Origin of the sequence: Wolbachia endosymbiont (group A) of Sicus ferrugineus (assembly GCF_947251515.1) — a bacterium.
Classification (GTDB): domain Bacteria; phylum Pseudomonadota; class Alphaproteobacteria; order Rickettsiales; family Anaplasmataceae; genus Wolbachia.
The window spans coordinates 1,069,644-1,095,586 of the sequence record NZ_OX366370.1 but is presented as its reverse complement, the minus strand read 5'-3'; the positions used below and the strand labels follow the sequence as shown (position 1 = coordinate 1,095,586).

At 33.6% G+C, this 25,943-nt stretch carries 23 protein-coding genes, 2 tRNA genes, 2 other RNA genes and 3 pseudogenes; 10 read left to right on the top strand and 20 right to left on the bottom strand.

The annotated features are described in order from the left end of the window. Nucleotides 1-2 precede the first annotated feature (2 nt). From sucC to OPR24_RS06650, 7 genes and pseudogenes are all read right to left on the bottom strand, one after another. The gene (gene sucC / locus OPR24_RS05550; RefSeq protein WP_265033077.1) at nt 3-1,154 is read right to left on the bottom strand and encodes an ADP-forming succinate--CoA ligase subunit beta; all 1,152 of its coding nucleotides are present in this window, start codon (nt 1,152-1,154) and stop codon (nt 3-5) included. A 29-nt stretch (nt 1,155-1,183) separates the two neighbouring features. Then, entirely contained in the window at nt 1,184-1,384 is a 201-nt protein-coding gene (gene rpsU / locus OPR24_RS05545) for a 30S ribosomal protein S21 (RefSeq protein WP_064125049.1), read from the bottom strand. Nucleotides 1,385-1,539: 155 nt separating this feature from the next. Beyond that, nucleotides 1,540-1,613 (bottom strand) — tRNA-Pro (locus tag OPR24_RS05540). Nucleotides 1,614-1,838: 225 nt separating this feature from the next. Further along, complete coding sequence (locus OPR24_RS05535) at nt 1,839-2,525, bottom strand: 16S rRNA (uracil(1498)-N(3))-methyltransferase (protein WP_265033076.1); 687 nt, start codon at nt 2,523-2,525, stop codon at nt 1,839-1,841. A 28-nt stretch (nt 2,526-2,553) separates the two neighbouring features. After that, nucleotides 2,554-2,625, bottom strand: a tRNA-Glu gene (locus OPR24_RS05530). Between the two features lie 292 nt (nt 2,626-2,917). Continuing rightward, nucleotides 2,918-3,929: pseudogene (locus tag OPR24_RS05525) on the bottom strand (IS630 family transposase). 76 nt (nt 3,930-4,005) lie between these two features. After that, nucleotides 4,006-4,321: pseudogene (locus OPR24_RS06650) on the bottom strand (transposase); the annotation flags it as partial. Between the two features lie 675 nt (nt 4,322-4,996). On the opposite strand from OPR24_RS06650, the gene OPR24_RS05520 reads away from it, so the two are divergent. Beyond that, nucleotides 4,997-6,370, top strand: coding sequence for an ankyrin repeat domain-containing protein (locus tag OPR24_RS05520; protein WP_265033075.1), 1,374 nt, complete (start codon nt 4,997-4,999; stop codon nt 6,368-6,370). Between the two features lie 143 nt (nt 6,371-6,513). After that, the gene (locus OPR24_RS05515; protein WP_265033074.1) at nt 6,514-8,028 is read left to right on the top strand and encodes a type II secretion system protein GspD; all 1,515 of its coding nucleotides are present in this window, start codon (nt 6,514-6,516) and stop codon (nt 8,026-8,028) included. A 7-nt stretch (nt 8,029-8,035) separates the two neighbouring features. On the opposite strand, the gene OPR24_RS05510 is transcribed toward OPR24_RS05515, so the two are convergent. The 7 genes and pseudogenes from OPR24_RS05510 to ffs form a co-directional block, all read right to left on the bottom strand. Beyond that, nucleotides 8,036-8,986 carry an outer membrane protein gene (locus OPR24_RS05510; protein WP_265033073.1) on the bottom strand — a complete coding sequence of 317 codons (951 nt, stop codon included), beginning with the start codon at nt 8,984-8,986 and terminating at the stop codon, nt 8,036-8,038. Between the two features lie 66 nt (nt 8,987-9,052). Further along, on the bottom strand, nt 9,053-10,288 hold the full coding sequence (mtaB, locus tag OPR24_RS05505) for a tRNA (N(6)-L-threonylcarbamoyladenosine(37)-C(2))-methylthiotransferase MtaB (protein WP_265033072.1): 1,236 nt from the start codon (nt 10,286-10,288) through the stop codon (nt 9,053-9,055). Nucleotides 10,289-10,453: 165 nt separating this feature from the next. Then, nucleotides 10,454-11,368: pseudogene (locus OPR24_RS06645) on the bottom strand (IS5 family transposase). 140 nt (nt 11,369-11,508) lie between these two features. Further along, nucleotides 11,509-12,228 carry a P44/Msp2 family outer membrane protein gene (locus OPR24_RS05485; RefSeq protein ID WP_265033065.1) on the bottom strand — a complete coding sequence of 240 codons (720 nt, stop codon included), beginning with the start codon at nt 12,226-12,228 and terminating at the stop codon, nt 11,509-11,511. A gap of 372 nt (nt 12,229-12,600) precedes the next feature. Then, nucleotides 12,601-12,915: a YbaB/EbfC family nucleoid-associated protein gene (locus OPR24_RS05480; protein WP_064125278.1), complete on the bottom strand. Its 315-nt coding sequence runs from the start codon at nt 12,913-12,915 to the stop codon at nt 12,601-12,603. A gap of 21 nt (nt 12,916-12,936) precedes the next feature. Then, entirely contained in the window at nt 12,937-14,421 is a 1,485-nt protein-coding gene (gene dnaX / locus OPR24_RS05475; RefSeq protein ID WP_265016627.1) for a DNA polymerase III subunit gamma/tau, read from the bottom strand. A 15-nt stretch (nt 14,422-14,436) separates the two neighbouring features. Further along, nucleotides 14,437-14,536: signal recognition particle sRNA small type (ffs, locus tag OPR24_RS05470), an RNA gene on the bottom strand. A 219-nt stretch (nt 14,537-14,755) separates the two neighbouring features. Here ffs and OPR24_RS05465 point away from each other — a divergent pair. Beyond that, nucleotides 14,756-15,409, top strand: coding sequence for a glutathione S-transferase family protein (locus OPR24_RS05465; protein ID WP_064125276.1), 654 nt, complete (start codon nt 14,756-14,758; stop codon nt 15,407-15,409). Nucleotide 15,410: 1 nt separating this feature from the next. Here the strand turns inward: OPR24_RS05465 and OPR24_RS05460 are convergent, their stop codons facing one another. Further along, the gene (locus OPR24_RS05460; protein ID WP_265033063.1) at nt 15,411-16,058 is read right to left on the bottom strand and encodes an O-methyltransferase; all 648 of its coding nucleotides are present in this window, start codon (nt 16,056-16,058) and stop codon (nt 15,411-15,413) included. A gap of 258 nt (nt 16,059-16,316) precedes the next feature. Between OPR24_RS05460 and OPR24_RS05455 the strand changes: the two genes are divergently transcribed. After that, the gene (locus tag OPR24_RS05455; protein ID WP_265033061.1) at nt 16,317-16,595 is read left to right on the top strand and encodes a DUF2671 domain-containing protein; all 279 of its coding nucleotides are present in this window, start codon (nt 16,317-16,319) and stop codon (nt 16,593-16,595) included. Nucleotides 16,596-16,624: 29 nt separating this feature from the next. Here OPR24_RS05455 and OPR24_RS05450 read toward each other — a convergent pair whose 3' ends face one another. The 3 genes from OPR24_RS05450 to ssrS all read right to left on the bottom strand — a co-directional run bounded on the left by OPR24_RS05450 (nt 16,625) and on the right by ssrS (nt 18,016). Further along, on the bottom strand, nt 16,625-17,320 hold the full coding sequence (locus OPR24_RS05450; RefSeq protein ID WP_265033059.1) for a DsbA family protein: 696 nt from the start codon (nt 17,318-17,320) through the stop codon (nt 16,625-16,627). Nucleotides 17,321-17,373: 53 nt separating this feature from the next. Then, the gene (locus tag OPR24_RS05445) at nt 17,374-17,835 is read right to left on the bottom strand and encodes a type II toxin-antitoxin system RatA family toxin (RefSeq protein WP_265033058.1); all 462 of its coding nucleotides are present in this window, start codon (nt 17,833-17,835) and stop codon (nt 17,374-17,376) included. 19 nt (nt 17,836-17,854) lie between these two features. Next, nucleotides 17,855-18,016, bottom strand: a non-coding RNA gene (gene ssrS, locus OPR24_RS05440) — 6S RNA. A gap of 116 nt (nt 18,017-18,132) precedes the next feature. Here ssrS and OPR24_RS05435 point away from each other — a divergent pair. Together OPR24_RS05435 and OPR24_RS05430 are read left to right on the top strand one after the other, a co-directional pair. After that, nucleotides 18,133-18,723 carry an MlaC/ttg2D family ABC transporter substrate-binding protein gene (locus OPR24_RS05435; RefSeq protein ID WP_265033057.1) on the top strand — a complete coding sequence of 197 codons (591 nt, stop codon included), beginning with the start codon at nt 18,133-18,135 and terminating at the stop codon, nt 18,721-18,723. Beyond that, the gene (locus OPR24_RS05430; RefSeq protein ID WP_265033055.1) at nt 18,720-20,063 is read left to right on the top strand and encodes a bifunctional folylpolyglutamate synthase/dihydrofolate synthase; all 1,344 of its coding nucleotides are present in this window, start codon (nt 18,720-18,722) and stop codon (nt 20,061-20,063) included. The genes OPR24_RS05435 and OPR24_RS05430 overlap by 4 nt, the downstream gene beginning before the upstream one ends. A gap of 835 nt (nt 20,064-20,898) precedes the next feature. On the opposite strand, the gene ndk is transcribed toward OPR24_RS05430, so the two are convergent. Then, complete coding sequence (gene ndk, locus OPR24_RS05425) at nt 20,899-21,318, bottom strand: nucleoside-diphosphate kinase (RefSeq protein ID WP_265033053.1); 420 nt, start codon at nt 21,316-21,318, stop codon at nt 20,899-20,901. Nucleotides 21,319-21,431: 113 nt separating this feature from the next. Here ndk and OPR24_RS05420 point away from each other — a divergent pair, with 113 nt between their 5' ends. The 3 genes from OPR24_RS05420 to OPR24_RS05410 all read left to right on the top strand — a co-directional run bounded on the left by OPR24_RS05420 (nt 21,432) and on the right by OPR24_RS05410 (nt 24,108). Next, complete coding sequence (locus tag OPR24_RS05420) at nt 21,432-22,253, top strand: hypothetical protein (RefSeq protein ID WP_265033052.1); 822 nt, start codon at nt 21,432-21,434, stop codon at nt 22,251-22,253. A gap of 7 nt (nt 22,254-22,260) precedes the next feature. Beyond that, nucleotides 22,261-23,208: a ferrochelatase gene (gene hemH, locus OPR24_RS05415; protein WP_265033050.1), complete on the top strand. Its 948-nt coding sequence runs from the start codon at nt 22,261-22,263 to the stop codon at nt 23,206-23,208. A gap of 78 nt (nt 23,209-23,286) precedes the next feature. Next, nucleotides 23,287-24,108, top strand: coding sequence for a hypothetical protein (locus OPR24_RS05410; RefSeq protein ID WP_265033048.1), 822 nt, complete (start codon nt 23,287-23,289; stop codon nt 24,106-24,108). A gap of 3 nt (nt 24,109-24,111) precedes the next feature. Here OPR24_RS05410 and gshA read toward each other — a convergent pair whose 3' ends face one another. Then, the gene (gene gshA, locus OPR24_RS05405) at nt 24,112-25,272 is read right to left on the bottom strand and encodes a glutamate--cysteine ligase (protein ID WP_265033045.1); all 1,161 of its coding nucleotides are present in this window, start codon (nt 25,270-25,272) and stop codon (nt 24,112-24,114) included. Nucleotides 25,273-25,387: 115 nt separating this feature from the next. Between gshA and hslV the strand changes: the two genes are divergently transcribed. Continuing rightward, the gene (hslV, locus tag OPR24_RS05400) at nt 25,388-25,942 is read left to right on the top strand and encodes an ATP-dependent protease subunit HslV (protein WP_096617344.1); all 555 of its coding nucleotides are present in this window, start codon (nt 25,388-25,390) and stop codon (nt 25,940-25,942) included. Nucleotide 25,943 lies beyond the last annotated feature (1 nt).

Here is a 25,943-nt window from a genome sequence, read left to right as displayed (position 1 = left end):
CTTTATTTTACCTCTTTTACTATCTTTTGCGCAGCTTCATCTAGCTCATCTGCAGCAATAATATTTAATCCCGACTCTTCTAAAATTTTTTTTCCTTCTTCAAAATTAGTACCTGATAATCTAACCACTAGAGGAACTTTAATGCTCATTTCTTTTACAGCCGCAACAATTCCACTTGCGATAATATCGCAACGCATTATACCACCAAATATGTTAACCAAAATTCCTCTTACGTTGCTATCAGACAATATGATTTTAAATGCTTCAGTTACAGTTTCTTTACTCGCTCCACCACCAACATCCAAAAAGTTAGCAGGCTCTGCTCCGTGGTATTTTATTATATCCATTGTTGCCATAGCAAGACCTGCACCATTTACCATGCAACCAATACTGCCATCCATTTTGATGTAACTGAGCCCATACTTTGAAGCCTCTATCTCTTCTTTCACTTCTTCATCATAATCACGAAGTTCCATAATTCCTGGGTGACGATATAAAGCATTGTCATCGAAATTAATTTTCGCATCGAGCGCAATAAAATCTCCAGAACTTGTTTCAACCAGTGGATTAATTTCAATTTGGCTCGCATCAGTTGCAATAAACGCATCATATATATTTTTTGCAACATTTGTTATTTTTTCTATTTGTTCTGAACTCAAATTAAAACTGCTGCTTAACTTGCTGCTATCAAAACTTGTAGCAAGATCAATATCAAATTTCACAATTTTTGCGGGAGAATTTTTCGCCACTTCTTCGATGTCCATTCCACCTTCTGAGGAAAATATGAATATTGGCCTACTGAGCTTCGGGTCAATTACCAGGCTTAAGTAATACTCTTTCTTAATGCTTGAGCCTTCTTCAATATATACTCTTCTTACTTGCTGCCCGCTTGGCCCTGTTTGATGAGTAACTAAAGTCATACCAATCATGTCTTTTACAAACTGTTGAGCTTCTTCAGCTGACTTTGCTAGCTTTACGCCACCGGCTTTACCCCTACCACCTGCATGAATTTGAGCTTTAACCACAAACACGTCAGATTTTAATTGACTTACTTGAGTCTTTACTCCTTCTGCAGATATAGTGACAAAACCTTTTGGCACTGGGACATTAAATTTATGCAAAATCTCTTTTGCTTGATATTCGTGAATATTCATAAAACAACCAATGATAAACTATTAAAAAATTACCAACCGTAACGCTGCCTTCTGCATTCTTGCTGGTGCCTCTTTTTTCTCGCTTCAGCTTTCTTTTTAGCTCTTTTTTCTGATTTTTTTTCATGATATTGTTTTTTCATTTTCAACCCTCTTCCTTCCTTTTGAATTGTTTTTTTCAATACTGGAAGAGCTCTGTCTACATCACCATAATGGACTGATACTTCAATCAAACTCTATACCTCCCTCGGTAATCATTTCAAAATTTATTTATAAATTAGAAAATTGACATTGTCAATTATTTTATAAACTTGAGCGTTAAACTGCAATATGAACGAAATGCCTTTAAAAGCTCTAACTATTAAAAGCGTTAAAACTTCTGCTAGCATCGGGGCGGAGAGATTTGAACTCCCGACCCTTTGGTCCCAAACCAAATGCGCTACCAGGCTGCGCTACGCCCCGACTTCTTTACTCAGAGTATCAATAACTCAGGCAAAATGCAAGATTCATTTGTTTATTTTAGAAAAAATATAATATAAGATTTAATATTATTTTAGAATATGTTTTTTATTAGCTCCTCTTTAGTAGCAAACTGCTTCGCAGGCGGCCTATAGAGTTTGTACAGTTAGCGCGTGCAACACTGAATCAGATTTCTCTATGGCCCAAACCTTAGCCATATTTAAAAATCTAGCTACACCAATTGGTGAAAGTTAGTGCAGCAACCACAGCAGTATCGACCCTTAAAATTCTTTTTCCTAGACTCAATTTTTGACAAAACTTATCGGCAAGATCAAGTTCATAAGATGAAAAACCACCTTCAGGGCCAACAATAATAGCAACATTTTTCTTACCTTTCAGCACTTCATCAGCTTTACCTGTTTCATCACATAAAACAAAATTTTTACTCTGGGAATCAGGTAACTCACAAAAGTTAATAGGAGGCAAAATCTCTGGTATACTCATCCTACCGGATTGTTCCGCAGCTTCGATTGCCTGTAATTTTGCTCTACTTAGGTTAATGTTTTTTACTACTGTACGTTCCGTTGAAATAAATTGAATGCAGGTTACTCCCATTTCAGTTGCCTGTCTTACTATGTTGCCTAAAGCACCACTTTTTACCATGGCACAATATAAGTATAAATTTTCCTCATATTGCTGTTGTTTAGTGCATTCTTTGAGTGTAACTTTTGTTAATTTACGCGATATATTAACTACTTCTCCTAACCATTCTCCATCCTTTCCATTAAAAAGAGAGAGATTATCATACTTCTTAAGCCGCATTACATTGCAAATATAGTGACTTTGTTGTGGATTAAGCGCTAAACTCACGCCTTGTGATAAAGCTTCTTCAAAATAAAGCCTAATTTTTCCCATTCAAAACTTTAATTATATTCTACTTGAGTGACTCTTACGGGATTTGAACCCGTGTTACCACCGTGAAAGGGTGGTGTCCTAACCACTAGACGAAAGAGTCAATGCGAATTAACTCAAGTTATATTGATTATGCACATAAAGTCAATTATTTTATGGCGCAAACGTCTTTCTCTATTCCATATTTAATATTCACTGAATTTATTTCAGATTTAGAAGTTTTAGATCCTAATTTTAATTGTTGTTCAACTTTTGTATCGGAATCATAGCCAGAATCGTAGCCAGAATCTCTACGCTCATATTTCTGCTTTATTTCTTCTACACTAAAGCCAGCCTTGGTCTTAATTTTTTGATCATTAGTCTGTTGCTGACTTATCGGCTTATTATACCAATTCTCATTGTTGGTCAGTCAAATAGGAGAAATTGCAGAGTTGTTTAATTGTGGAGCTGGCAAGAGAAGTAATAAATTTGCACAAAGCACCCTAAAGCAGAGCAATTGTATCGTATATTTTATTGCGCAAAATGTTCTGTTTTATATATAACCAAAGCCTCTCAACAAGATTTAGCTCAGGTGAATATGTAGGTAGGTATATAATGTCGATATTTTTAGGTACCTTTAAATTTTTTGACCTATGCCAACTAGCACAGTCCATAACGAGAAAAGCCTCTCGTGTTTCTAGATATTGCGACATCTGCTCAAGAAATATGTTCATGCAATCAGTGTTGACATTTGGTGCAAATAAGCTAGAACTCTCTCCATTTCTAGGATTAACCGCACTATAGAGATAGAAATTTTGCCTAACTAATTTTGTTTTAACCTGTGTTCTAATCCCCTTTTTAAACCACCCATGTCCAACCTTTGAATGTGTGCCAAACCTTGATTCATCAAAGAAAAATAGCTCTTTTTCTGGATACTTGCTAATAGCTCCATTGAGATTTTTTTTTGAATTCCTCTTGTTTGCTTTTATCTTGTCCATTATGAACTGGTCTGGGTGTAATATATGAGAATTTCATCTTTTGCATATAGCGGTGTACTGTAGATTTGCTGATATTTAATCCGAACTTTTCCTGGATTCTTATTCTCATTTCTTTAATGGTAATATTAGGATTTTCTTCTATCCACTCTTCAATTTGCCGTAGTTGATCCTGATTTAATTTAGTTTTTCTACGCCGTTGTGGAGGAGTAAACAGTTTTTCTTTTCTGCCAAATTTCAAGAGTTTTACCCACGAAGTTAGTGCGCTTCTTGAAATGCAATATATTTTTGCTACAGCCGCTATACTGTGCTTTTTTGCTGCAATTACAGCATTTAGTTTTTTTGAAACATATGCATTGTTCCTTACTTTCTTCAGCATTTCTTTTGCTGATTCTACTACTTTTTCATCCAATAATTTTAATCTTAATGCCATTTATACCTCAACTATTTTACTTGCTTCATTATGGCTTTTCTTCCATCATTGTCCATCTGGTTGCCTTGTAATGGGAATTGGTATTAATATCAAGTTTCTTAAACCTTCTTGATGCCTGTGAATAGCTGATAACTGCCAAATCTCTTCCTATTTGTTGCAAATATCATTTTATAAACCCGACTGTTTGTCTTAAGCCAATTCTAAAAAGATTAACGATTATATGCACCAAAATTACAACTTTATCACTATAAATATAGTTGCCGCCCTACATTTTTGGACTATTTTCATACCAATTTTCGATAGCTTCATCGATGTAACGAAAAATATTTTCCCTTTTTTTCAAGGAATTTGTTATATTCGTTTTGGTTACTGACTTTCATTTTCTGTGGCATATTTTTTCTTCAAAGGTTAAATGGCTATTTTATAATGAATTTTGTCAGTAGCCACCAGATTTTTTCAGTTGCTATGCAACAAAGCCCACTGGGATCCAGAAAACTTAACTCTACACCAAGTAAATGTACAATAAGAACTAGATTCCAGACTGGAATGACATCATAGGGGCACTGGGATGACAAAAAAAGGAGCACTGACCATTTTCGGTCTCTTAAGTTACTTTAGCCATAAATGCTTAAGAAATTTACCAAATAAAAAAAAGGCAAAAAAATCCCGTAGTGCGAGTTTTGACCCTCTAATACTTTAAATTGGCGCTGTAATAATGTGCTGACGCTTAGTTTAAGCGCGGTTTGGCTGAATGTAGAAAAAATTTAAAAGATATGTAGCCGCTATAATTTTATGTAATCCGCCAAAAAATACCCTAAGTTTTTTACTGAATTTTGTCATTGAGCCTGCAGGTCAAAAACAAGTTTTGAGTCATAAATACCCTTATTGTCATAATAAGGGGCCTGGCGGAGTTTGTCAAGTGGTTTTTTTGTTTCATCCAACGCGCTGCCAAAAGTTTGTTATGCAAGAATGCATAGTATCCCAGCCATTTCTCACAGATTCATTTAAACTTAATCAAGTAGGAGTATTATTAACGCGAAAAGGGTTCAATTAGAGACTTAAGTGATATGGCGCGTGAGGAAGATATAAACCAATTAGTAGAAAATGGATTTGATATTAACTCAAAAGATGCAAGTGGAATCACTCTCTTGCATAAGTTCACAAAAGAAGGCGATTTAGTTGGAGTAAAGTCATTACTAGAGCACGAAGCTGATTTTAATGTCGTAGACAACGAAAATAGAAACCCTCTGCATTACGCCATTATGCATGGACACGAGAAAGTTGCTAAACTTTTTGTTAACCAGCTGACAATTAATTCCAAGGATAAAAATGGATTCACTCCACTGCACCTTGCTGCACTACAAGATGACACGGAATTAATAGATTTTTTGATAACAAAAGGCGCAAAAATTAATGAAAAAGACGCTAAAGAGGGCTATAATTCTCTTCATATAGCTTCACTATACGGTTCTAAAAAAAGCGTCCAAATTTTAATTGATAGCGGAGCAAATCTCGAATGTGAAGATAACAATTTTCGCACTCCTTTGTTTTTAACTATCTATCAATGCACTGTACATTATGACAGCAGAGCAGAAATTATAGAATGTTTGATAAAGAAAGGTGCAAATATAGAAGCCAAAGATGCAGAAAATAACACTACGCTTTTCCTAGCAGCGTACAACAACAAAATGCAAATAGTAAAGCTTATTGCAAAAAAACAGCAAACAAGTAACGATAAAATTAAACTTAAAGAGTTTTTTTGCACAAAAAACAACCATGGTTTTGATGCATTAGATTGCGCTATTGAGCATAATAATAGAAAAATGGTAACATTTCTTGTATCAAAAGGAATAGATGCAAATGATCAAGATTTTAATGGCAACGCCAGGCTGCATAAAGCTAGCCATAATGGTAACACTAAAACAGTTAAGCTTTTATTGAAGCTTAAGGTAAACATTAATGCTGTTACTAAATGTAACAGAACTCCCTTGCTACTGGCAGTTAAAAAAGGCCATACAAAAATTGTGAAAATGTTATTGGAAGTTAGAGCCAATATGAACATTTGTGAGCAACAAGGTTTTGCACCTCTACATCTTGCTGTTCAAAAGGATTATTTTGATATAGCTCAGCTGTTAACAGAAAAAGGTGCAGACCTTAACATTAAGTGTAATAACGGTCATACCGCAATAGATATATTCATTAGCAAGGCTCATAGCAAAAAAAACATCGAAGAAAATTACAAAAAATTTTGTAGATTTTTGATGCTTTACCTGAAAGAGCTGCATAGTAAACACAAAGCCTGTTGTATACTTTCAACCCTAGCTCTAAGCTTAACAATTATAGGCTTACCATTTATTTTTAAGCCTATTATTAAATATAGAGAAAGAAGTAAAATATATAAAAAAACTAAGGCTATGCTGGAAAACTTACTCTACATTTAAGTACAAGAGGGGCGTACAAAAAAACATATAGCCAGTGCAGGTCAAGCTAATATATGACAATTATCTGTTGAATGAAAATGAGATTAAATACATTTTTAATATTTTTATAGAAATCTATTAGTATAGATCTATATGCTGTTCTAATGGCCATTTTTAAATGCTTAATACTCCTCTTCATTATTTCTTGCACACACCTGCCTACTAAGCAACATCTCACTAATATAGGCAACGAAGATCATCATGATATAGGTGAGCACGATTATTCGTTGCAGCAATACAACACCTCTTTGGAGATTAATGAACCGACAATACCAGAAATTATGCCTTTACCAATAGAGTTTCCCGATCTCACAATCAGTAATCAGCTTATTTCTATTAATGTTAGTGAAGAAGTATCAGTAAAAGATTTGCTGATTGAGATAGGAAAACTTTCTGACGTTAACTTGGATATAGACCCAAAAATATCAGGTAATATTATTTTAAAGCTAAAAGATAAGAATATAAATGAAGTAATTCAGAGTATAGCAAATAGCGCCAAATTGCGTTACTCAACAAGCAATGGTGTAATTAGAATTGAGCAGGACTTGCCATACGCGCAAAATTATTACGCAGACTTCATTAATATTCAACATTCTGCTCAAAGCAGTTTCGTCATTAGTAACAATATTACTAACAGTGATGGAAGTAACACTGATAGGGACTATAACAATGTTATGAAGTCTCAATACAGTAGTGACTTATGGAATTCATTAGAAAAAGGCTTGAATGCAATAATGGATGTTAACGGGGTGGATGATGGCGAATTCCTTTCATCCAACAGAGAAGCTGGTGTTATTATTTTGAATGCTAGAAAAGATATCCATAAAGCTGTTGAAGAATATATTAATAAGGTTAAGAAATTAGCGTCTTCTCAAGTAATGATAGAGGCAAAAATAGTTGAAGTTGTGTTAGATGACAAATATCTTTCTGGTATAAACTTAAATGACTTATGCGATGGAACTAAGTCTATAATAAATCAAGATAACTCCATTATTAACCTAGCAATGAACTTTGGTGCGAGTGATCTAGGAGATTTAGTAAAAAATTTAGACAAATTTGGCGCTTCAACTGTAATTTCAAGCCCTAGAGTACATGCTATAAATAATCAGCAAGCGATGATTTCATTTACCAAAAACCATATTTATTTTACTTCCGATATACAAAAAGATACTAGAAACTCTAATCAGACCTTAATTACCAAGATGAATAGTGTTCCAATAGGTGTTGTGCTAATAATCCACCCAAGCATTAACATTGATACTAGTGAAATATTCATGGATATACATCCAACTTTATCAAGAATTAACGGCTACATTAAAGATCCAGATATAGAGTACATCGCACAGCAGAGTAAAATGAAATTAAATAGCGACATTCCAATTGTTGAAATCAGAGAAATGAACTCTATGTTAAAAATTAAGAGCGGTGAAATTATGGTAATCGGCGGGCTTATAGAACATAGAGAAGATAAGCAAAGCTTTAAAGCTACATTACATCAGAAGTCAAAAAGGCTAGCGAATAACATTAGAACAGTAGAAACTGTCATTTTTTTAAAAGCAACAATCGTACCAACATTTGGTTTGTTAGATAGAAAAGATAAGAATTTATATATATATTAAATCACTACTAAAAATTAAATATCAAACCAACTTCAATATTATGAGTGGATATGTCGTCTGCAATAGGTGTTGGGACATTAAAGTAACGATAGCCGAGAAAGGTTTTAACTTCTGGAATTATTGAATAGTCAACACCAAGCTTTATTTGATAAGCAAACCAAGGAACATTCAGTGGCATTGAATTTTGGGGTGACCCATTAATCTTTTTTAATCTAAAAACTGTTGGTCCTATACCAAGACCAATGTACGGAGCAAATTGCGTATTTTGAATGTTGGGGTTATAATAAAGGTTTAATAAAAATGCAAACACGCTTGCTGATTTATCAAATATCGGAGGAGAATTACTATCTTTAATATTGGCTATAGAATACATGGCTTCAAAATCAACTCGGCCATTTTCTCCAGCATAGTAACCTAAAGATATGCTCCTAAGCCACTGAAAGTCAATTTCACCCTTAAACTTCTGTATACTCTTAATTTCATTTACTAATCCAGTTTTGACAAGCCCTAATATCTGAATTTCTAGCCAAGAAAGGTCAGAATCATCTGTATTGATTAAACTAATAAACCTTTCTCCTATTGCCTTTATACCCTTTACAAATGTTTTTGAGTTATTATTGTATATCTTACCGCCGTTAGCACTAACATAGAAATCAAGTTTTTTTGATTTTTCTTTTATAATCTTCTCATTATCAGCTTGATCTGCAATATATGGCCACATATTTTTCTGATCATCTGCTTGGAAAACAGAAGGTGGACTACTTTCAAGTTCTTGATATTTTATTGGTATTTCTTTTGCAGTAACCTCCTCAGAACGTATCACACTTTTATTATTGTCTGTTTCTAATTTTAAGGGTTGTACTTGCTCAATGTGTGTATCATTACTAATATAAGTAATAAAAAAATAGACACATGAAATGAAAATCAAAAATAAAGTAATAGATATTCTAGTTATCATAAATGAATTCACAATTATCATTTACAGTATAATTACTATATCGTATATTTCTTCAATGTATAAAAATTAAGAAAAAATATTTCCAATTAGATAATTATTTTCTATTCCTGTAACATGAGCTTTCACAATACTTTTAGCTTGAGCTCTTGATTTAAGCTTTATTAGTGCAAAATTTTCCGCTCTACCGATATGATTTTGTTCAACCAGAACGCTTTGTTTAGTGCCGACCAAAGATTGATAAAAACTACCCATCATTTCCTTATTCATCTCTCTCAAGTATTTTACCCGTTCTTTACGCACATTCTCTGGTACTTGCGGCATCCGTGCAGCAGGTGTATTTTTCCGCTCTGAATATGGAAAAGCATGTAGGTAAACTATATTTGTTTCCTTCAGAAGATCAACTGTATCCTGAAACATTTCGTCAGTTTCTGTTGGAAATCCAGCAATAATATCAGCACCAAATGCTATATTAGGCCTCAAGTTCTTCATCTTATAACAAAATTCTATCACTTGTTCTCTGTTGTGACGACGTTTCATTCTCTTTAGTATCAAATTATTGCCAGATTGTAGACTCAAGTGTAAATGAGGCATAAGTTTTGACTCATTAGCTATTAAATCCATTAATTCGTCGTCAACTTCAGCAACATCGATAGAGGAAAGTCTTAGCCTCTTCAACTCTGGTATATCTTTTAAAACTCTCCTAATCATTGAACCAAGTGATGGCTTAGCAAACAAATCTGTACCAAAGTCAGTAATATCAACACCTGTAAACACTACTTCTTGATATCCATTTTCTACAAAGATCCTAATTTGCTCTATAATACTGTTTATTGGCACAGATTGATTATTCCCTCTTGCCTCAGTAATTGAGCAAAATGTGCAGCTATGATTACAACCATTTTGAATTTCAATAAATGCCCTTGATTTATCTTCAAATCCATTAATTAGAACAGGTTCTGATTTGTTTACTTGGTTATCACTGACTAAGATTTTATCGTCATTTAGTAAGTAATTTTCAGCTTTTAGCTTATCTTGATTACCGAGCACTTTACTTACACCAGGAATGCTACTGTAAACTTCTGGATCCAACTGAACAGCACAACCAACTACGATAATTTCTTTACTTGGGTCGTTTTTATAGATCTTACGTATTTTTTGCTTTACTTGGCGTTCTGCTTCGTTTGTCACTGCACAGCTATGCACCACAACAACATTTTTTCTTTCTGCTTTTTTTAATGCTTCTTTGATTAACTCACTCTCGTAAAAATTTAGACGACAACCAAATGTTATCACTTCATTCATGCTAGTATTTTTTAGACCTTACAATTTAAATTATATCACACATCCAAGCAAAGTCATTAAGCCTCTTGCATGACCATTGTTTTGGTAGATAAATGCTATGCAAGCAGCAGACACTGGGATGGCTTTGTTGCATAGCAACGTAAGTTTTTTCCAGAGTAAATAATTTTATGCGACTATTTCAAATTTAGGCATACTAATTGCAGTAAATGTGTTCATTAAGTAGCATTTAATAAGTAGTTCCTTCTCTCTACTTGTCTCAGATTTATTCTTAAAACTAAACCCAAATATTCGCTTCAACCTTGAGAAAAATCCTTCAATATACGATCTTTTTCCGTAATTTACTTCTTCTTTCCATCTTTTTATACCATTCTCACCATGTAATTTCATTAACTGAATAGCGGCATTTCTATCAAGCATATAATCCAATTTTGGATGCTCTGCTGCGTTGTTTTTCGGAGGAATTTTCGTTTTTATGCCATATTGATTACACAGCTTATAGAGCTTTTTTCTATCATATGCCCTATCTGCATATAGTGCTTTTATAGCATATTTAACATCAAATTTCCCCAATGCTCCATAGTGATCAGAGTAAACGCCATTACTGTATTTTGTAGCTATGACTTGTTTGCTCAACATTATGTGCAATTTTCTTACTTGTTTATAGCCGCGGTACTCTCTATCTTTGCTATTTTCTTTGCTGTGTGTTGTTGTATATACTAATGCCTGCACTGTCTATAGCAATTTCGATATCTTCCATGTTATTTTTATCAACTCTGCAATCATTGATCTTAATATCAAGTTTCTTTTGATGCTTGTGAATAGCTGCAAATCTCTTCCTATTTGTTGCAAATATCATTTTATAAACCCGACTGTTTGTCTTAAGCCAATTCTAAAAAGATTAACGATTATATGCACCAAAATTACAACTTTATCACTATAAATATAGTTGCTACCCTGCATTTTTGGCCCAATTTCATACCAATTTTCTATGGCTTCGTTAATATAATGAAAAATATTTCCTCTTTTTTCTAGAAATTTGTTATATTCTCTATGGTTACTGACTCTCATTTTTTGTGGCATATTTATCCTTAAATCGTCATTTTATAATGAATTTAGTCAGTAATCACTAGTTTTTCTGCTGCTATGCAACAAAGCCACCCCAGTGTCATGCTACTTGAATGACAAGAAAAAACCCACTGGGATAACAAGACTGAGATAGACTAGAAATTAAACGCTACTCCAGCTTCTGCACCAACAGTGCTGTAAAGTACTTTATATGCGCCTTTATCAGCAACCATTTTGCTTGGGTCTTGAGGATCTTGTTTTTCTCCATCAAAGTGAGCACCAAAAGAACCGAAATAACGAGCTCCAGCGTAGAGTTTGATTTCTGGAGTTACATCATAACTAACACCAGCTTTTACTTGACCAGCAAAAGCAAATTTACCATTTTGACTACTCACAGCGGTTGCCAAAGGTGTGCTAATATACGCTGCACCAACACCAACACCAACGTATGGAGTGATAGGCATATCTTCAATTGCTATATCGTAATAAACATTAACTAGCCCTGAAATTGCTGTTAAACTTTCTGCAATTGCTGGAGTAGGAGCTACATCAAGTGTATCCTTGCTTAGCTGCGAATAAAGCCCTTCAACATCAACTCTGATGTCGTCCATTTTGTAACCAAATGCACCACCACCAGCCATAAAAGAAGCTTTATAAAGGTCAGTAGTTGTACCAGTATCCGCAGTCTTCTTTTTAGCACCTGTAGCACCATCAACTTTTGTGAAAAGAGGTAAAATTTCACCGTTGTATTGCAAACTAACGTAGTAGCTAGTTTCTTCATCACTTATTGGACCAACAGGATCTGAAAAAGCAGAGTTTGATAAACTTAGCAACGTTGCTAAAGCAGCTGCTGAAAAAAACTTTTTATAATGCATAATTGTCCTCGTAAAAAAATTAAAATTCCACTTTAGCAGTCTAAGTAACAACTAAAGTTAAGTCAAGTGCTAACTTAATAACACAAAATATTCTACATTTTAACTAATTTTTGGGAAAAGACAAAGATTTTATTAATGAATAAATAGAGTTACACGACTTTTTTACTCTTGATTTTTTGGTATAGCTAACACAGGTAAGATTTACTATCGAAAGACCTCGTCATTCCGCTACGTGTTAGCGGGATCTATCCGCGACGGTATGACGTAGGAATGTGCTAGCTATAGGCGTATTATATAAAGAAGTACTAGCGTTGAAAATATTAAAAAAGAAATACTTACACTAAAAGAAACTTCAGTAGTATAGAAATAAATTCAAAAAGGAAGTTTGAACCCAGGTGGTAAACCCATCATACCTGCAAGATCAGAAGTTGCATTTGCCATATCTTCTTCTGCTTTTTTAACGGCATCATTAAACGCTGCTGTTACTAAATCCTCTACTATATCTTTTTCCTCATTTCTCATAAGTTCTAAGTCTATGTTCACCTTTTTAGCTTTATAGCTACCTATTTTTATGACTTCCACTAATACAGAAACTTTGCCACCACCAGAAATACCTTGAAACTCTTTCCCAACATATTTTTCTTGAGCTTCTGCAAGCTTTTTTTGCATCTCTTGCGCTTGTTTCATTATTTGACTAAAATCCACAACTTACTCCTTATTTTCTATATTAACTACTTTTGCACCTTTAAATGTATCAAGTATATCCTTAACTGCAGGTGCATAATTTAAATTACTCACTTCCCTATTTATATAACCCGTATCAACTGTAATAACCCACTCCTGCTGAGTCACCTGGTTTAAGTAATTTTTTAAATCATTGCAAAAATTACTATCCAACTTAGATACAGCTTTTAATTTTAAATATCCAGGTTTACAATCTATTAATTGTAGATTATTACACAGTTGTTTGTAAAGATAAATTTGGTTACTCCGCCTTAATAGTTGCAAAACTTTGTCAAAATCATAATTTTGTTGCTGTTCATTTCCTATACTATGCGTATTTCCCTGCTGTGCATTCTGCGAAAGAATTTTTTTGACCACTTGTTCCGGAGAAGGCAGATCAGAAAGATAACAGAGGCTAATTAACATCATTTCAGCAGCAACATCGTTGCATGTTGAAGTTTTTATATCTTGAATACCTTTAAGCAACACCTTCCACAATCTCGAAAAAAATATTAAAGACTTCTTTATACTTAAATCTTTTATCCTATTCTTTTCATACTCTGTAACTGCATTATCAATTTCTTTTGTAATCAAAAAACGGCATACTAACTGAATTGTTTGCAATAGACCTTCAAAAATACTAAGTGGGTTTGCTGTTTTTATCGCCTTGTCAAACACTGATAGAGCTTTCTGTAAATCACCTTCTAATATTGCTCCTAATAGATCGAATATAATATCTTTATCCACTAGGCCAAGTATGTCTATCACATTTTTAGTGGATATTGCACCATCTTTGCTATATAGCACTGCTTGATTCATCAAAAACAAGGCGTTACGCATTGAATTTCCAGAATGTCGTGCAATTAACTCTAATGCTCCCTTTTCAATGGAATAACTCTCTTTTTGTGCAACATCATTTAAACGTTCTACTATTTTAGCTACAGGAATGTTGTGTAAATCAAATCTTTGACAACGTGCAATAATAGTTATTGGTATCTTTTTTATTTCTGTAGTTGCTAAAATGAATTTTACACTAGATGGTGGCTCTTCTAGGGTTTTAAGTAATGCGTTAAATGCACTGCTGGATAACATGTGTACTTCATCTATAATGTAGACTTTGAATTTAGAGCTTATAGGTGAATAGCAAATATCTCCCAGGATTACTTTAACATCGTCAATGCTAGTGTGACTTGCCGCATCGATTTCAATTACATCTGGATGGCTTGAATTTTTTATTGCTAGACAATTTTCACATGATCCGCAAGGTTCAAAAATTGGCCCCAGGGAACAATTCAAACATAAAGCTATTATCCTTGCAGTGGTGGTTTTACCAACTCCACTACTACCAGAGAGCAGTATAGATTGTGGAATTTTGTTTAAAATAAAAGCATTTTCTAATACACGCACTAATATATCTTGACCTACTAGATCTTTAAAGCTACTAGGACGATGTTTTAATGCTATATTCATAGCCTCGGATAAAACAAATAATGAAATAGGTATGCAACCCAAAAAGGTTCTGATATGGCTGCTTCATTTCTGATCTGACCAAATTACAGAGTTTTTGCCTGCATACCTTATAAAATATTATACTTTTTTTTTTATTTAGCAAGGTATATCCTATATTAACCTTAATAATTTATATGTTAGATCTCTTGCAACATTACTTTGGAGTAAACAACTGTTACCTAAAATACTCTTCTCTTGTCATTCCAACTTGGATCCAGAGAAAAAAGATGTGGATTGCAGTGTCACACACTGGAATAATAACCTATAGGTACTGGGATAACAAAAGAGGAATATTATGATTTTATATCATTTTCCTCTTTGTCCATTTTCACGAAAAGTTAGAACTTTTCTAAAAGAAAAAAAATTAGGCTGCGATCTAGTGTATGAAAATCCGTGGGAAAAACGGAATGAATTTATGGAGATCAATCCAACTGGGCAAGTACCAGTATTAATAGATAATAACTTTGTAATAGCGGATAGTAATGCCATTTGTGAATATATAGAAGAGACTTACAATAGCGACGTCAAATTACTTGGTTCATCCACTATTATTAAGTCTAAAATACGCGCTCTAATCAATTGGTTCGACAACAAATTTTACAATGAAGTTACTAAGTATATTATGAATGAAAAAGTAATTACTAACCGCAGCCCTGACTCTAGATTTCTTCATGCAGCTCAGCATAACCTGCCTTGCCATATGGAATACATCGAACACTTAATTAACAAGAACGTTTGGCTTGCAACTGATAAGTTTACTTTAGCTGATATTGCTTTAGCATCGCATATTTCCGTAATGGATTATGTAAGTAGTTTTCCATGGGAAAAAAGTAAAATTTTAAAAGAATGGTACTCCATTGTTAAATCAAAGCCTTGTTTTCGTGAGATATTATTAGAGAGAGTTTCCGGTTTAACCCCTCCTAAACATTACGCTGACCTTGATTTTTAACTTATGTTAGCTTTAAAGCTACAGTCATTCCTTCATCAGTTGGAATCAATATAGAGAAATATTTCTTTTCATCTGATAATCTATTATTAAACTTCCTCATAGCATGCCATGATTTTTCTGATACTTCTTTTGGAGGCGATTCTAAAAATACTGTATTAAACAATAGAGTGTTATCTGCAACGATTAGCCCATCTTGTTTAATGTATGACTCTGCCCAATCTAAATACTTAGGATAACTACTTTTGTCAGCATCGATGAATATCATGTCAAATGGTGCCTTTGCTGATAATTCATTAATTTTTTCCAGTGCATCGCCTTCTATTAGAGTAATTTTATCACTTAGATTAAAAGCACTAAAATTTTTTTTTGCTATTTTTGAGTGTTGAGGATTATTTTCTATTGTATATATATGACCGTCTTCTAGTAGAGCTTTTGCCATGCAAATCGACGAATAACCGTATAATGTGCCAACCTCAACAATACTTTTGATTTTATGGATTTTTATAAATAAACTTAATAGCTTTCCTTCTTCAGGGCCAATCTGAATATGTTGCTTTTTTTCAAGAATACAATATTCTTCTATTTTTTTATATTCTTTTGCAAATAGATTTCTTATATATGACAATTTTATACTAGAATTATTACGCATTACGTTTTATATTATAAATTAGGGAGGCTTAATTCATACACAATTTATAAACATAATAATATAGTTTAAAATAATAAAAACATTTATTTTAAGTTATTATTTCATAGTATAAAATTTTAAGTGACAAAAATTATTATATATCGTACTATGGTTAACTAGTATAATAAACAATCGATTATTATACTAGAATTAAAGGGATTGTTTATGCGCATTTCTCTTTTTAAAATATAATTTTTATAATCAATTAGAGGGGGTTATATGTCTTATACTATTGCTAGTGAAGTTGAAACGCTAAACAAAAAATCTAACAAGAATGAAGGGGTTATGTTACTACATAATCCAGCTTATCGTGAAAAGTATAAAGAACGTTTTAATGAAGCTCAGAGAAAAGTTATGGATATGGTTCAGTTTTATGATGGGACGATAGTATTAATAGAGAATAAAATCGCTATGTATTACTACAGTTGGCACAGTAAAAAAAGAGAGTTTGAGCGTAAAAAACAACAAACAGTAGTGAAAAACAATGACTCAGCATAGAGTCTTTTATATGGTAAGCTACAGTGGTATTACTTCACTATAGCTTTTCCATATAATTTATCTATCACATCAGTGAGATATTTCAGCTCTTTATACCCTTCATGTTTAACTTTATTATGCTCTATATATGACTTACCATCGTTAAGCTTGATGAAAAATATTGGAGTGGCTGTGATACCAAGTTTATTGATTGCCAGTGATTTATCATTTACGATTTTATCCATAATTTTCTTATCATTAATGCATTGGTTAAATGCATCTTGCTTTAAGTTGCTTAGTGCAGCAATTCTTTGTAGTAAAGTCAAATCACTTAAATTGTAGTAATTCCACGAATCTATTGAGTTAAAAACAGCTTTGTTAAAATTAAAGTAGTCTTCTTGTTTTTCGTAGCAATGACTTAGCATTGCAGCCTTTAGCCCTCTGTAATCCAAAGGAAAATGACGAAATATATATAACATCTTACCTGTGTCTATATATTTCTCTTTAATTTTAGGAAAAACATTCTTATGAAAAAGAGAGCAGTGATAGCAAGTTAATGAAGCATATTCTATCATTAGAATTGGTGCTTTTGGATCTCCTAATAATTTATCATCAGGTAATAGTGATAGTAACTCCTTTGATGTTATTTCATTAGTTTCTTTTTGAATATGTTGGTTACTGGATTTAACAACTGCATAAGAATTAACACTCATAAGAATTAGTAAAAACAATAGTCTGAAAATCATTACAATACAAACACTTAACTTACTAAAAAAATTACATATTTATATTAATAATGTCAAGATAACTTTTGTTTAGCAAGGCTTTCAGCCCTATCTTTAAATGCAGCAATTATTTTACTCTGTGTATATTTATATACTGAGTTTAATAAAGTGGAAAATGAGTTGGACTTAAACTTAAACTCTATATAAAACTTTACCATAGTTTTATTTTCATCTATGGGAATGAATTGCCATTCATTGTATAGATGTTTAAATATTCCATTTGATGATACAGCTTTTATCCAACCTTCATTTGTTCCACTTGGAGAAAGAAAGGTTACTTCTGATGTGTACTTTCCTTTAATTCCATGAAAAGCTGCGAGAAGATCCACAACCATTTGGTTGTCAATTTTTTCTTTTATATAAACGGCTTTGCACCAAGGAACAAAATCAGGATACCTTTCAACATCAATTACAATTTGGAATACTTCATTAGGCGAACATAGGAAGGTACCTTGTTCTCTGCATTGATGAAGCATAAATGTTAAACCAATCAAAAAAGGATCCGTATCTACCGTCAGCCTTAGTAGATTCCTGAGACCTGAAGTTAAGGTGGGCATCGCATATTAGTTTCAACGAAACCAGCAGAGGCAATCCCCTTCTCTAGAAATTATCGCTCGGGAAATTTAACTTAACTCATAACGCATAGCACAGACCCCTACTTGAATTATAGATGATTTACACAGGGCATGTCTATAGGTATATTAAAGTCAGCGATTATTATTTAATCTTTATTAAATTTGCATTCTAAGTATCATAGTTAATAAATATATCTTATGAACATTACTAAAGTTTTAATCATTGTTGTTTTTATTGTAATTTCTTCAAGTGCTTATACTAATTGTACAGATCACAAAATTTTTGTGCATACTATGAAGCAACAAGTGGATGGTATATCTACAAAAGGAAATAGAAAAAACCTAGGGCATGTACACGAAAAGCTTCAGGAGGTCATTCAGAATAATGTTAACCTCAAAGGAATATCGCAATTCGTTATAGGAAAACATTGGGCTTTAGTTAAACAAAAAGAAAAAGAAGATTTTTTAAGAGAGTATGAAGTGTATCTTACGCGTTTGTGCGTTAAAATTTTATATAAATACATGCATGATAGTGAAATGATCATAATGAGTACAAAAGCAGTTGACGATGAAACTTGCTTAATTGGCACAAGATTTTCTTACGGTGATGAAGAATTTACAAATATTGATTTTAAAGTTACTAAAAATAACAGTTCTTTCTTGATAAGTGATGTTGTAATGAGTGGAATAAGTATTGCTATTAATCAACGTTCTCAATTTAGTGAAAAAATCGACACGCATGGCATAGCAAGCGTTATAGCTGAATTAAAATGCAATAACAATCCATGATATATATGCCTTATTGGCCTAAACAGCTTGGTAGTAGACCAAAGGATTTTTCTCTTGATCGCATAAAAAGCTTTCTAAATAAATTGGACAATCCTGAGAAAAAAATGCCTCCCGTAATTCATATAGCTGGGACTAACGGGAAAGGCTCAACACTAGCATTTATAAGATATATAATGCAAGCAGCAGGGTATAAGGTCCATACATACACTTCTCCACATTTGGTGAATTTTAATGAAAGAATAGTTATTGCAGGCAGTTATATCGACGATAATGAATTATATAGCTTATTAGAAGAATGCCGTGCCGTAATTGCAGAACAACCTATCACTCTGTTTGAAGCTGCAACTATTGCAGCTTTTTTAGCTTTTTCTCGTCATAAAGCCGATATAACTTTAGTTGAAGTAGGTATGGGTGGAAGACTTGATGCAACAAATGTTATAGATAGTCCGATTTTAACAATCATTACTTCCATTGCCCTTGATCATACAGAATATCTTGGCCCTACTATAGAAATTATAGCAGGTGAAAAGGCTGGAATAATGAAACCTAATGTTCCTTGCGTAATAGCACCACAAGAAAAATCTATAATGAACACGCTAGAACACCACGCAATAAATAAGAAATCTCCTCTGTATAGAGGAGGCCTTGAATGGAATTGCAAAAAACGACTATCTGTCATCCAAACTGGGATCCAGAAACAAAAAAATGAGAGGTCACGTGCTGGAGCTCAAATGATTTTTCAATCAGCTATTCAATCAATAGAATTTCCTTTGCCATCTCTGAAGGGTGAACACCAAATAATCAATGCAGGAAACGCCATTGCAGCATGTAGCATTTTGAGTGGAAAATACGGATTTGATATTGGAGAAGAGGATATTACTTCAGGTTTACAGCATACCTACTGGCCTGCACGACTGGAGCGTATAAAAGGGGGCAATTTAATTTCTTTATTACCGAAAGATTGGCAATTATTTTTAGATGGTGCACACAACAATGATGGTGCCAGAGTGTTAGCTAAGTGGGTAAGAGACAATTTTGCTGAAGGTATCTATATAATTTTTGGTGTTACTCGTAACAGAAATGTGGAAGAGTTCTTAGAGCACTTAAAGCCATATATCAAGCTACTATGTGCGGTTTGTGTTAAGTCTGAACCTAAAGCAACAAATACAAATTTGATTAGGGAAAAAGCCAATAACATAGGAATAAAAGCAGTTGAATGTGAATCAATTGACGATGCAATATCAAATCACATATTAAAAGCCTCTATCCAAAACATCAAAACCATACTAATCTGTGGCTCATTGTTCCTAGCTAGAGACTTCGCTATGGAGAATAGCTAACTTTGATGATATGTGAGCATTAACTGACCGATGGGGAAATAACTTTGATTATTTATAGTATTGTATGAAGCGACTAAAATTGTCATTACAGCGCTTAGTGTACGACAGTGCTCCAACATTTAGGGTTGCAGTTTACTTGTAAGCAAGCAAACTGAGTTGGTGAGTATAAAAGTATAGCTTCTACGTCATACCGCCGCGGCGCTAACACGTAGCGGGATGACGGTTGTCGGTAGGCCTAAATTACTTTAGCCATAAATATTTAAGAAATTTACCAAATGAAAAAGAAGGCAAAAGAAGCCCCGTGGTTGGCTAGTTACTTACATTATACTTTCAAGTATGGCGTTTTTTTATTCTAAACGCTGCGATTCAGCTGCTTTTAAATGCAGTTAACCTAAATTATAAACGTTAAGAAATTTACTAAGTGGAAAAAAAGGCAAAGAAACCCCAGGGTAGCTAGTATTCAAATTCTCCCTTGTCTATTTGACGTCTTTTACTGTCTTAAACGCTTTATAAGCGCGTTTCGGCTTGTATAGGTAGAAACCTAAAAGTTTTATAAAGACATGAGGTGCACATAGTGCAAAAAATTAAGCATGATTTACGCCAAATACATTAAGTTTTTTTGTCATTAATCCACTGCAGAGATTGCGAAGATAAATAAATAGCTTCAGTGTTATGATAAGGGGGCTGGCGGAGTTTGTCAAGAAAGTTTTGCGTTTCTATGTTGTCAGCTACTTGGATGACGCCACTTGCCACCTGTTAATTACAACGTTCGTACAGATGTATGTTTGACATAGGATCCAGAAAATTTAGTTATATATAGGAAAATCTGAGTTAACTACACCAACTCACATTCAGCAAAAAAGAAAGCTATTTCCTTACGAGCATTTTCTGGACTATCCGAGCCGTGAACTCTATTTTCACTAATATCATCAGCAAAATCACCTCTAATTGTGCCCTTATCTGCCTGTTTTGGATCTGTAGCACCCATGATTTGTCTGTATTTACTTACTGCATTTTCACCAACCAAAACTTGAACTATCACAGGACCAGAAGTCATAAACTCTACCAATTCCCCAAAAAAAGGCCTATCTTTATGAATTTCATAAAATAGTTCTGCTTGCTTTTTTGTCAGTAACATCATTTTTTGTGCTATAATTTTGAGCCCAGAGCTTTCAATGTATGAATTTATCTTGCCTGTAATATTATTTTTTACTGCATCAGGTTTTAATATCGAAAGTGTTTTCTCAATTACCATATTATTTCCTTATATAAGATTGTATATTTATAGATTTATTTTATTGTAAATTTTGATTTGATAAAAGTAGTTTTTTATTTATAGTTAAAGATAAACCATCAAGGAGGTATTGCATGGGTAACTGTTGTAAAAAAAATAATAGCACTATTGAACAAACTAAGCCTACCACTGAAAAACAAGCTGAATCTACTACTAAAAAATTAGTAAATAACCTTAAGTCATCAATTTTTTGTGGAACAAAGGGGTTTTTAACTTTTAATTTGGCATTTTTAAGCTATTTGGAATATAGCTTACATCATAATACAGAATTAAAAAATGGTGCTGCCTTTGCAATGAAAAGGAATACTATTCCATTGCTTGAAATGGCTATCATAGTACCATTTGTTTGTTTTGCGCTGCCAGCTATGGTAGGCAGTATGAGCCTCATGCAATGCGCACTTTTATGTGCTGCCTTAATGATTGCCACATGTTTTATTGTCAGAACTTTTCATCTGCGTGAGAAGTTAATGGAAAAAATCACTAACCATAGTAGAAAAGAAATAGACGCGGAATTTAAGAAAGATACTATAAAATTTTCTATCTTTGATCAAAATAGAAAACACACCGAGTATAATTCGCCTAACTCAGGGCGACTACTGGATGAAACAAGTAGCACCTCTCTTTTCGTTAAAGTTTTACTTTTTCCCCTCAAGGCTCTTCTGAAGGTCCTGCAAAGTTGTATAGTGTTATCTTTAGCTGCTGTTGAACTTCTTGAAACGGTACCAAGTCTTTTTGTCGATACATTTTTCGATTGGAGCTTCACATCCACCAAGAGTAACCTGCAGAGATCAGGCCGTTTATTGTATGCAAGTGTGAGAAATTTAGTGCCTATAACTAAATTTGATGAGTGTGTAGCTAATTTTATAGGCACCCCAGAAGTAACTTGTTGTAAGTAGTGCGTAGGTGAAAAAGGCTGTCATTTTATTTAACCTTGGTGGACCTGATTCACTGAATGCGGTCCGTCCTTTTTTATTCAACCTTTTTTATGACAGAAGAATAATAAGTCTACCAAACCCTTTTCGGTTTCTTTTAGCAAAGTTTATATCTGCGAAACGAGAAAATACTGCACAAGAAATATATGAGCAAATTGGAGGTAAATCACCAATTTTGGATAATACGAAAGCGCAAGCTGATGCTTTAGAACTAAAATTAAATGAAGATAGAAACCATGTACACAAGGTGTTCATTTGCATGCGCTATTGGCATCCATTTGCTGATGAAGTTGTTAAAAGTGTAAAACAGTTTGATCCTGATGAAGTAATTTTGCTGCCACTATACCCTCAATATTCAACTACCACAACTTTGTCATCCATCAAAAATTGGCAAAAAAATGCTAAAAAGCATGGCCTAAAATGCAATACAAAAATAATTCATCATTATTATGACAATGAAGACTTTATTGAGGCTCATGCTAACTTGATAGCCAAGTACTACAAATTAGCCAGCAGGATTGGTAAGCCAAGAGTCCTATTTTCAGCTCATAGCTTGCCCCTTAGCGTTATTAAAAAAGGCGACCCTTACGCTTCACAGGTAGAAAGAAGCGTAGAGTTAATAGTAGAAAAGTTAGCTATCAATAACTTAGATTGGTCAATATGTTATCAGAGTAAGATTGGTCCTGTAAAATGGCTAGAGCCAAGCACTGAAAGTGAGCTATCACGTACAAAAGCTGATGGTGTACCTGTAGTTTTATCACCTATATCTTTTGTTTCTGAGCATTCAGAAACTCTAGTTGAACTTGATATAGAATATAAAGCAATTATCAAGGATGGATATTATTTTCGCGTACCAACTCTCAGTATTGATTCCTTGTTTATAAAATGCTTAGCTGATTTATGCACAAATCACCCTTAAAGTCCTGATTTATAGTGCTTTTCTTTAAGGCTTTTATGTGATAGAATAAAAGGGGGTTATTATTTTGTTAACTATTTCATGCCAAACAAGCTAAAAAAGAAATCTAATATACTCGCACAAAAGGTGCATGATATTTATGATCATGATTTCAGGAAGGTAATCTGCATCACAACAGGTTTAACAGCCCTATTGTGTAAGATTTCACTGCAATTTTGCTGCGAGTTCATTGACAATAATAGATCCAATATCTTTCTTATACGGAATGTTGCTCGACTAGTAAAGTTTCCGACATCTATTCTATATATTGCCCATTCTGCATTTACTCTACAGGATCTAATTAAGGATTACAGAAACCCTGAGAGTAAAAAAGAGCTGGCAAAAGTTGTGGGTAAATCGGCTAATCTTGCAAGCAGCATCATAGAAGCATTGATGATGTTGCAAGTCATCCATTTTTTTACTAGGGGTAATGCAGACGTAATAAGTCACATTCACTTAACATCAACGATCCTATTTCTGTTTATTTCGGAACCTATAAGCTACTATTATTCATGGAGAAAATACCTAGATAATAAGGATCCTGAAAAGTCTGCTAAGTGTAAGAAGGACCTTATTATCAGCACATTAACTTTGTCATTAGGTTTGTTAAACTTCATATTAAAAAGAATGGAGACTGCAACCATACCAATAAACTTAGGTAATGGTATAATCTATAATTTCAACTTAAGCGTAACAGTTAGCATAATATATAGTGCAGTATTTCTGGCAGTTCAGCTTGACAAATTGTTTCAACAACCTGTCAATGATGATCCTTCCACTGAACTTGATAATGCTGGCCATAACCATGTTCAGCCCGGTAATGATGGTAATGATCTGCCCGATGGCAACGCTGTGGGAATGTAAGGGTTAGAGGTGAAAAGATTTTATTTCTACTGCCAACGCTAGTACTGCTAATTTGCCAATAATACTCCAAAGTGACAGAATTTTACCTTCCACAACCTGGCTAACATCATGAAACTCACAGTCAGTGGCATTCAAGCTAGAATATACATCTTTCCTGCTATTACATCGGTATAAGTAACATGTTGGAGTATCTCCTATATAGTATATTAGCGGTTCTGCAGAACTGCTTTTAAATATGTCAATGGTTGGTACACCTTCTTGTATAATAACTCTATTGATTGCTATTCCTTCTTTTATCTTTTTCATTTTATGACGCTTTTTTTTATTGAGATTTAATATTTCCTCTCCACTTGTTGCTGTTATAATGCCCATCCCATATGTGCCATTGCTTGCTTTGATAAAAACGTAAGGTTGTGTTTTTATTTCATATTCCTCATATTTTTTTTGCACTAGAGATAATATTTGGTCAACTTTAGTCGCTACTGCTCCTAGTGATGAATCATCATTAAAGTCAACTCCATTACAGCTTTCTGTAAGCACAGAAATAAGCCATGGGTCCATTTTAAATTCGCTACAAAATTCGGACGCTAATTCTTGATAGATTTCAAAATACTTAAATTTCTGTCTGCTATGCCAACCGTATAGTGGGCTTGGTACTATATCTTGCTTTACGTCTTTTAGCGTGTCTGGAATGTGGCTCGTCATATCACGATTCAGTATAATAACATCAGGCACAAATCCTGAAGTTGTCTTTAGCAGAGAGTTTTCTTTCACGATAGTTTCATATGGTTCTATTAAATTATATGCTTCGTTGTGAAAGAGGCCAATTCTAGTTTCAAAACCTGCGAGCTGCAGTACTTTCTCTATAACAAATACGTTTTCTATATACATTTTATTTCGTGTGTAATTCTCCGGTATTATAAGAGTCTTTTTATATTGTTTTGTTTCAAAATAACTTTTTATTAGTTTTGCTGCTGTTGCTCTTGATGTCTCACTTAGATTGTTGAACCCTGCAGGAAATAAATTAGCGTCCACTGGGGCAATTTTGTAGCTGGAGTTTCTAAGATCTATAGAGCTATAAAATGGCAATGTAAGGCCGTTAAATTTTGCCTCAAACCAATTATTTATACTTTTTTCCAAATCTGGGTAAATTATGTTTTGCATCTACACTTTAAATGTTATAAGGAAGGTATTATATTATAAGCTATAATTAAACATATTTAGCAAATTTGACTAAAGATTAAAGTATAATGAAATTCTTATTTAAAGTGATAGAAAAATGATTCAACACGATAACAATAAAATGTATGGAACTACTATACTGTCAATTAGAAAAGATAAAAGCGTAGTAGTAATAGGTGATGGACAGGTTTCACTGGGCCACACTGTTATAAAATCCGGAGCAAAAAAAGTTAGGCGTCTTTCTGGTGATTCTGTAATTGCCGGTTTTGCTGGAGCAACAGCCGATGCATTTACTCTCTTTGAAAGACTAGAATCTAAACTTGACAAGCACCCAGGGCAATTAATGAGAGCATGTGTTGAACTTGCAAAAGACTGGAGAATGGATAAATATCTAAGAAAATTAGAGGCTATGATGATTGTTGCAGATAAATCTATTTCATTAGTAATTACGGGAACAGGTGATGTTCTTGAACCTGAAGATGGAATCGCAGCTATTGGCTCTGGGGGAAATTTTGCTCTATCTGCAGCAAGAGCTTTAATTGACATTAAAGGAATATCAATAGAAGAGATTGCAAAAAAGGCTATGAAGATAGCTGGCGATATATGTGTTTATACAAATCATAATGTAGTTATTGAAAAGATAGAGGAGTGAT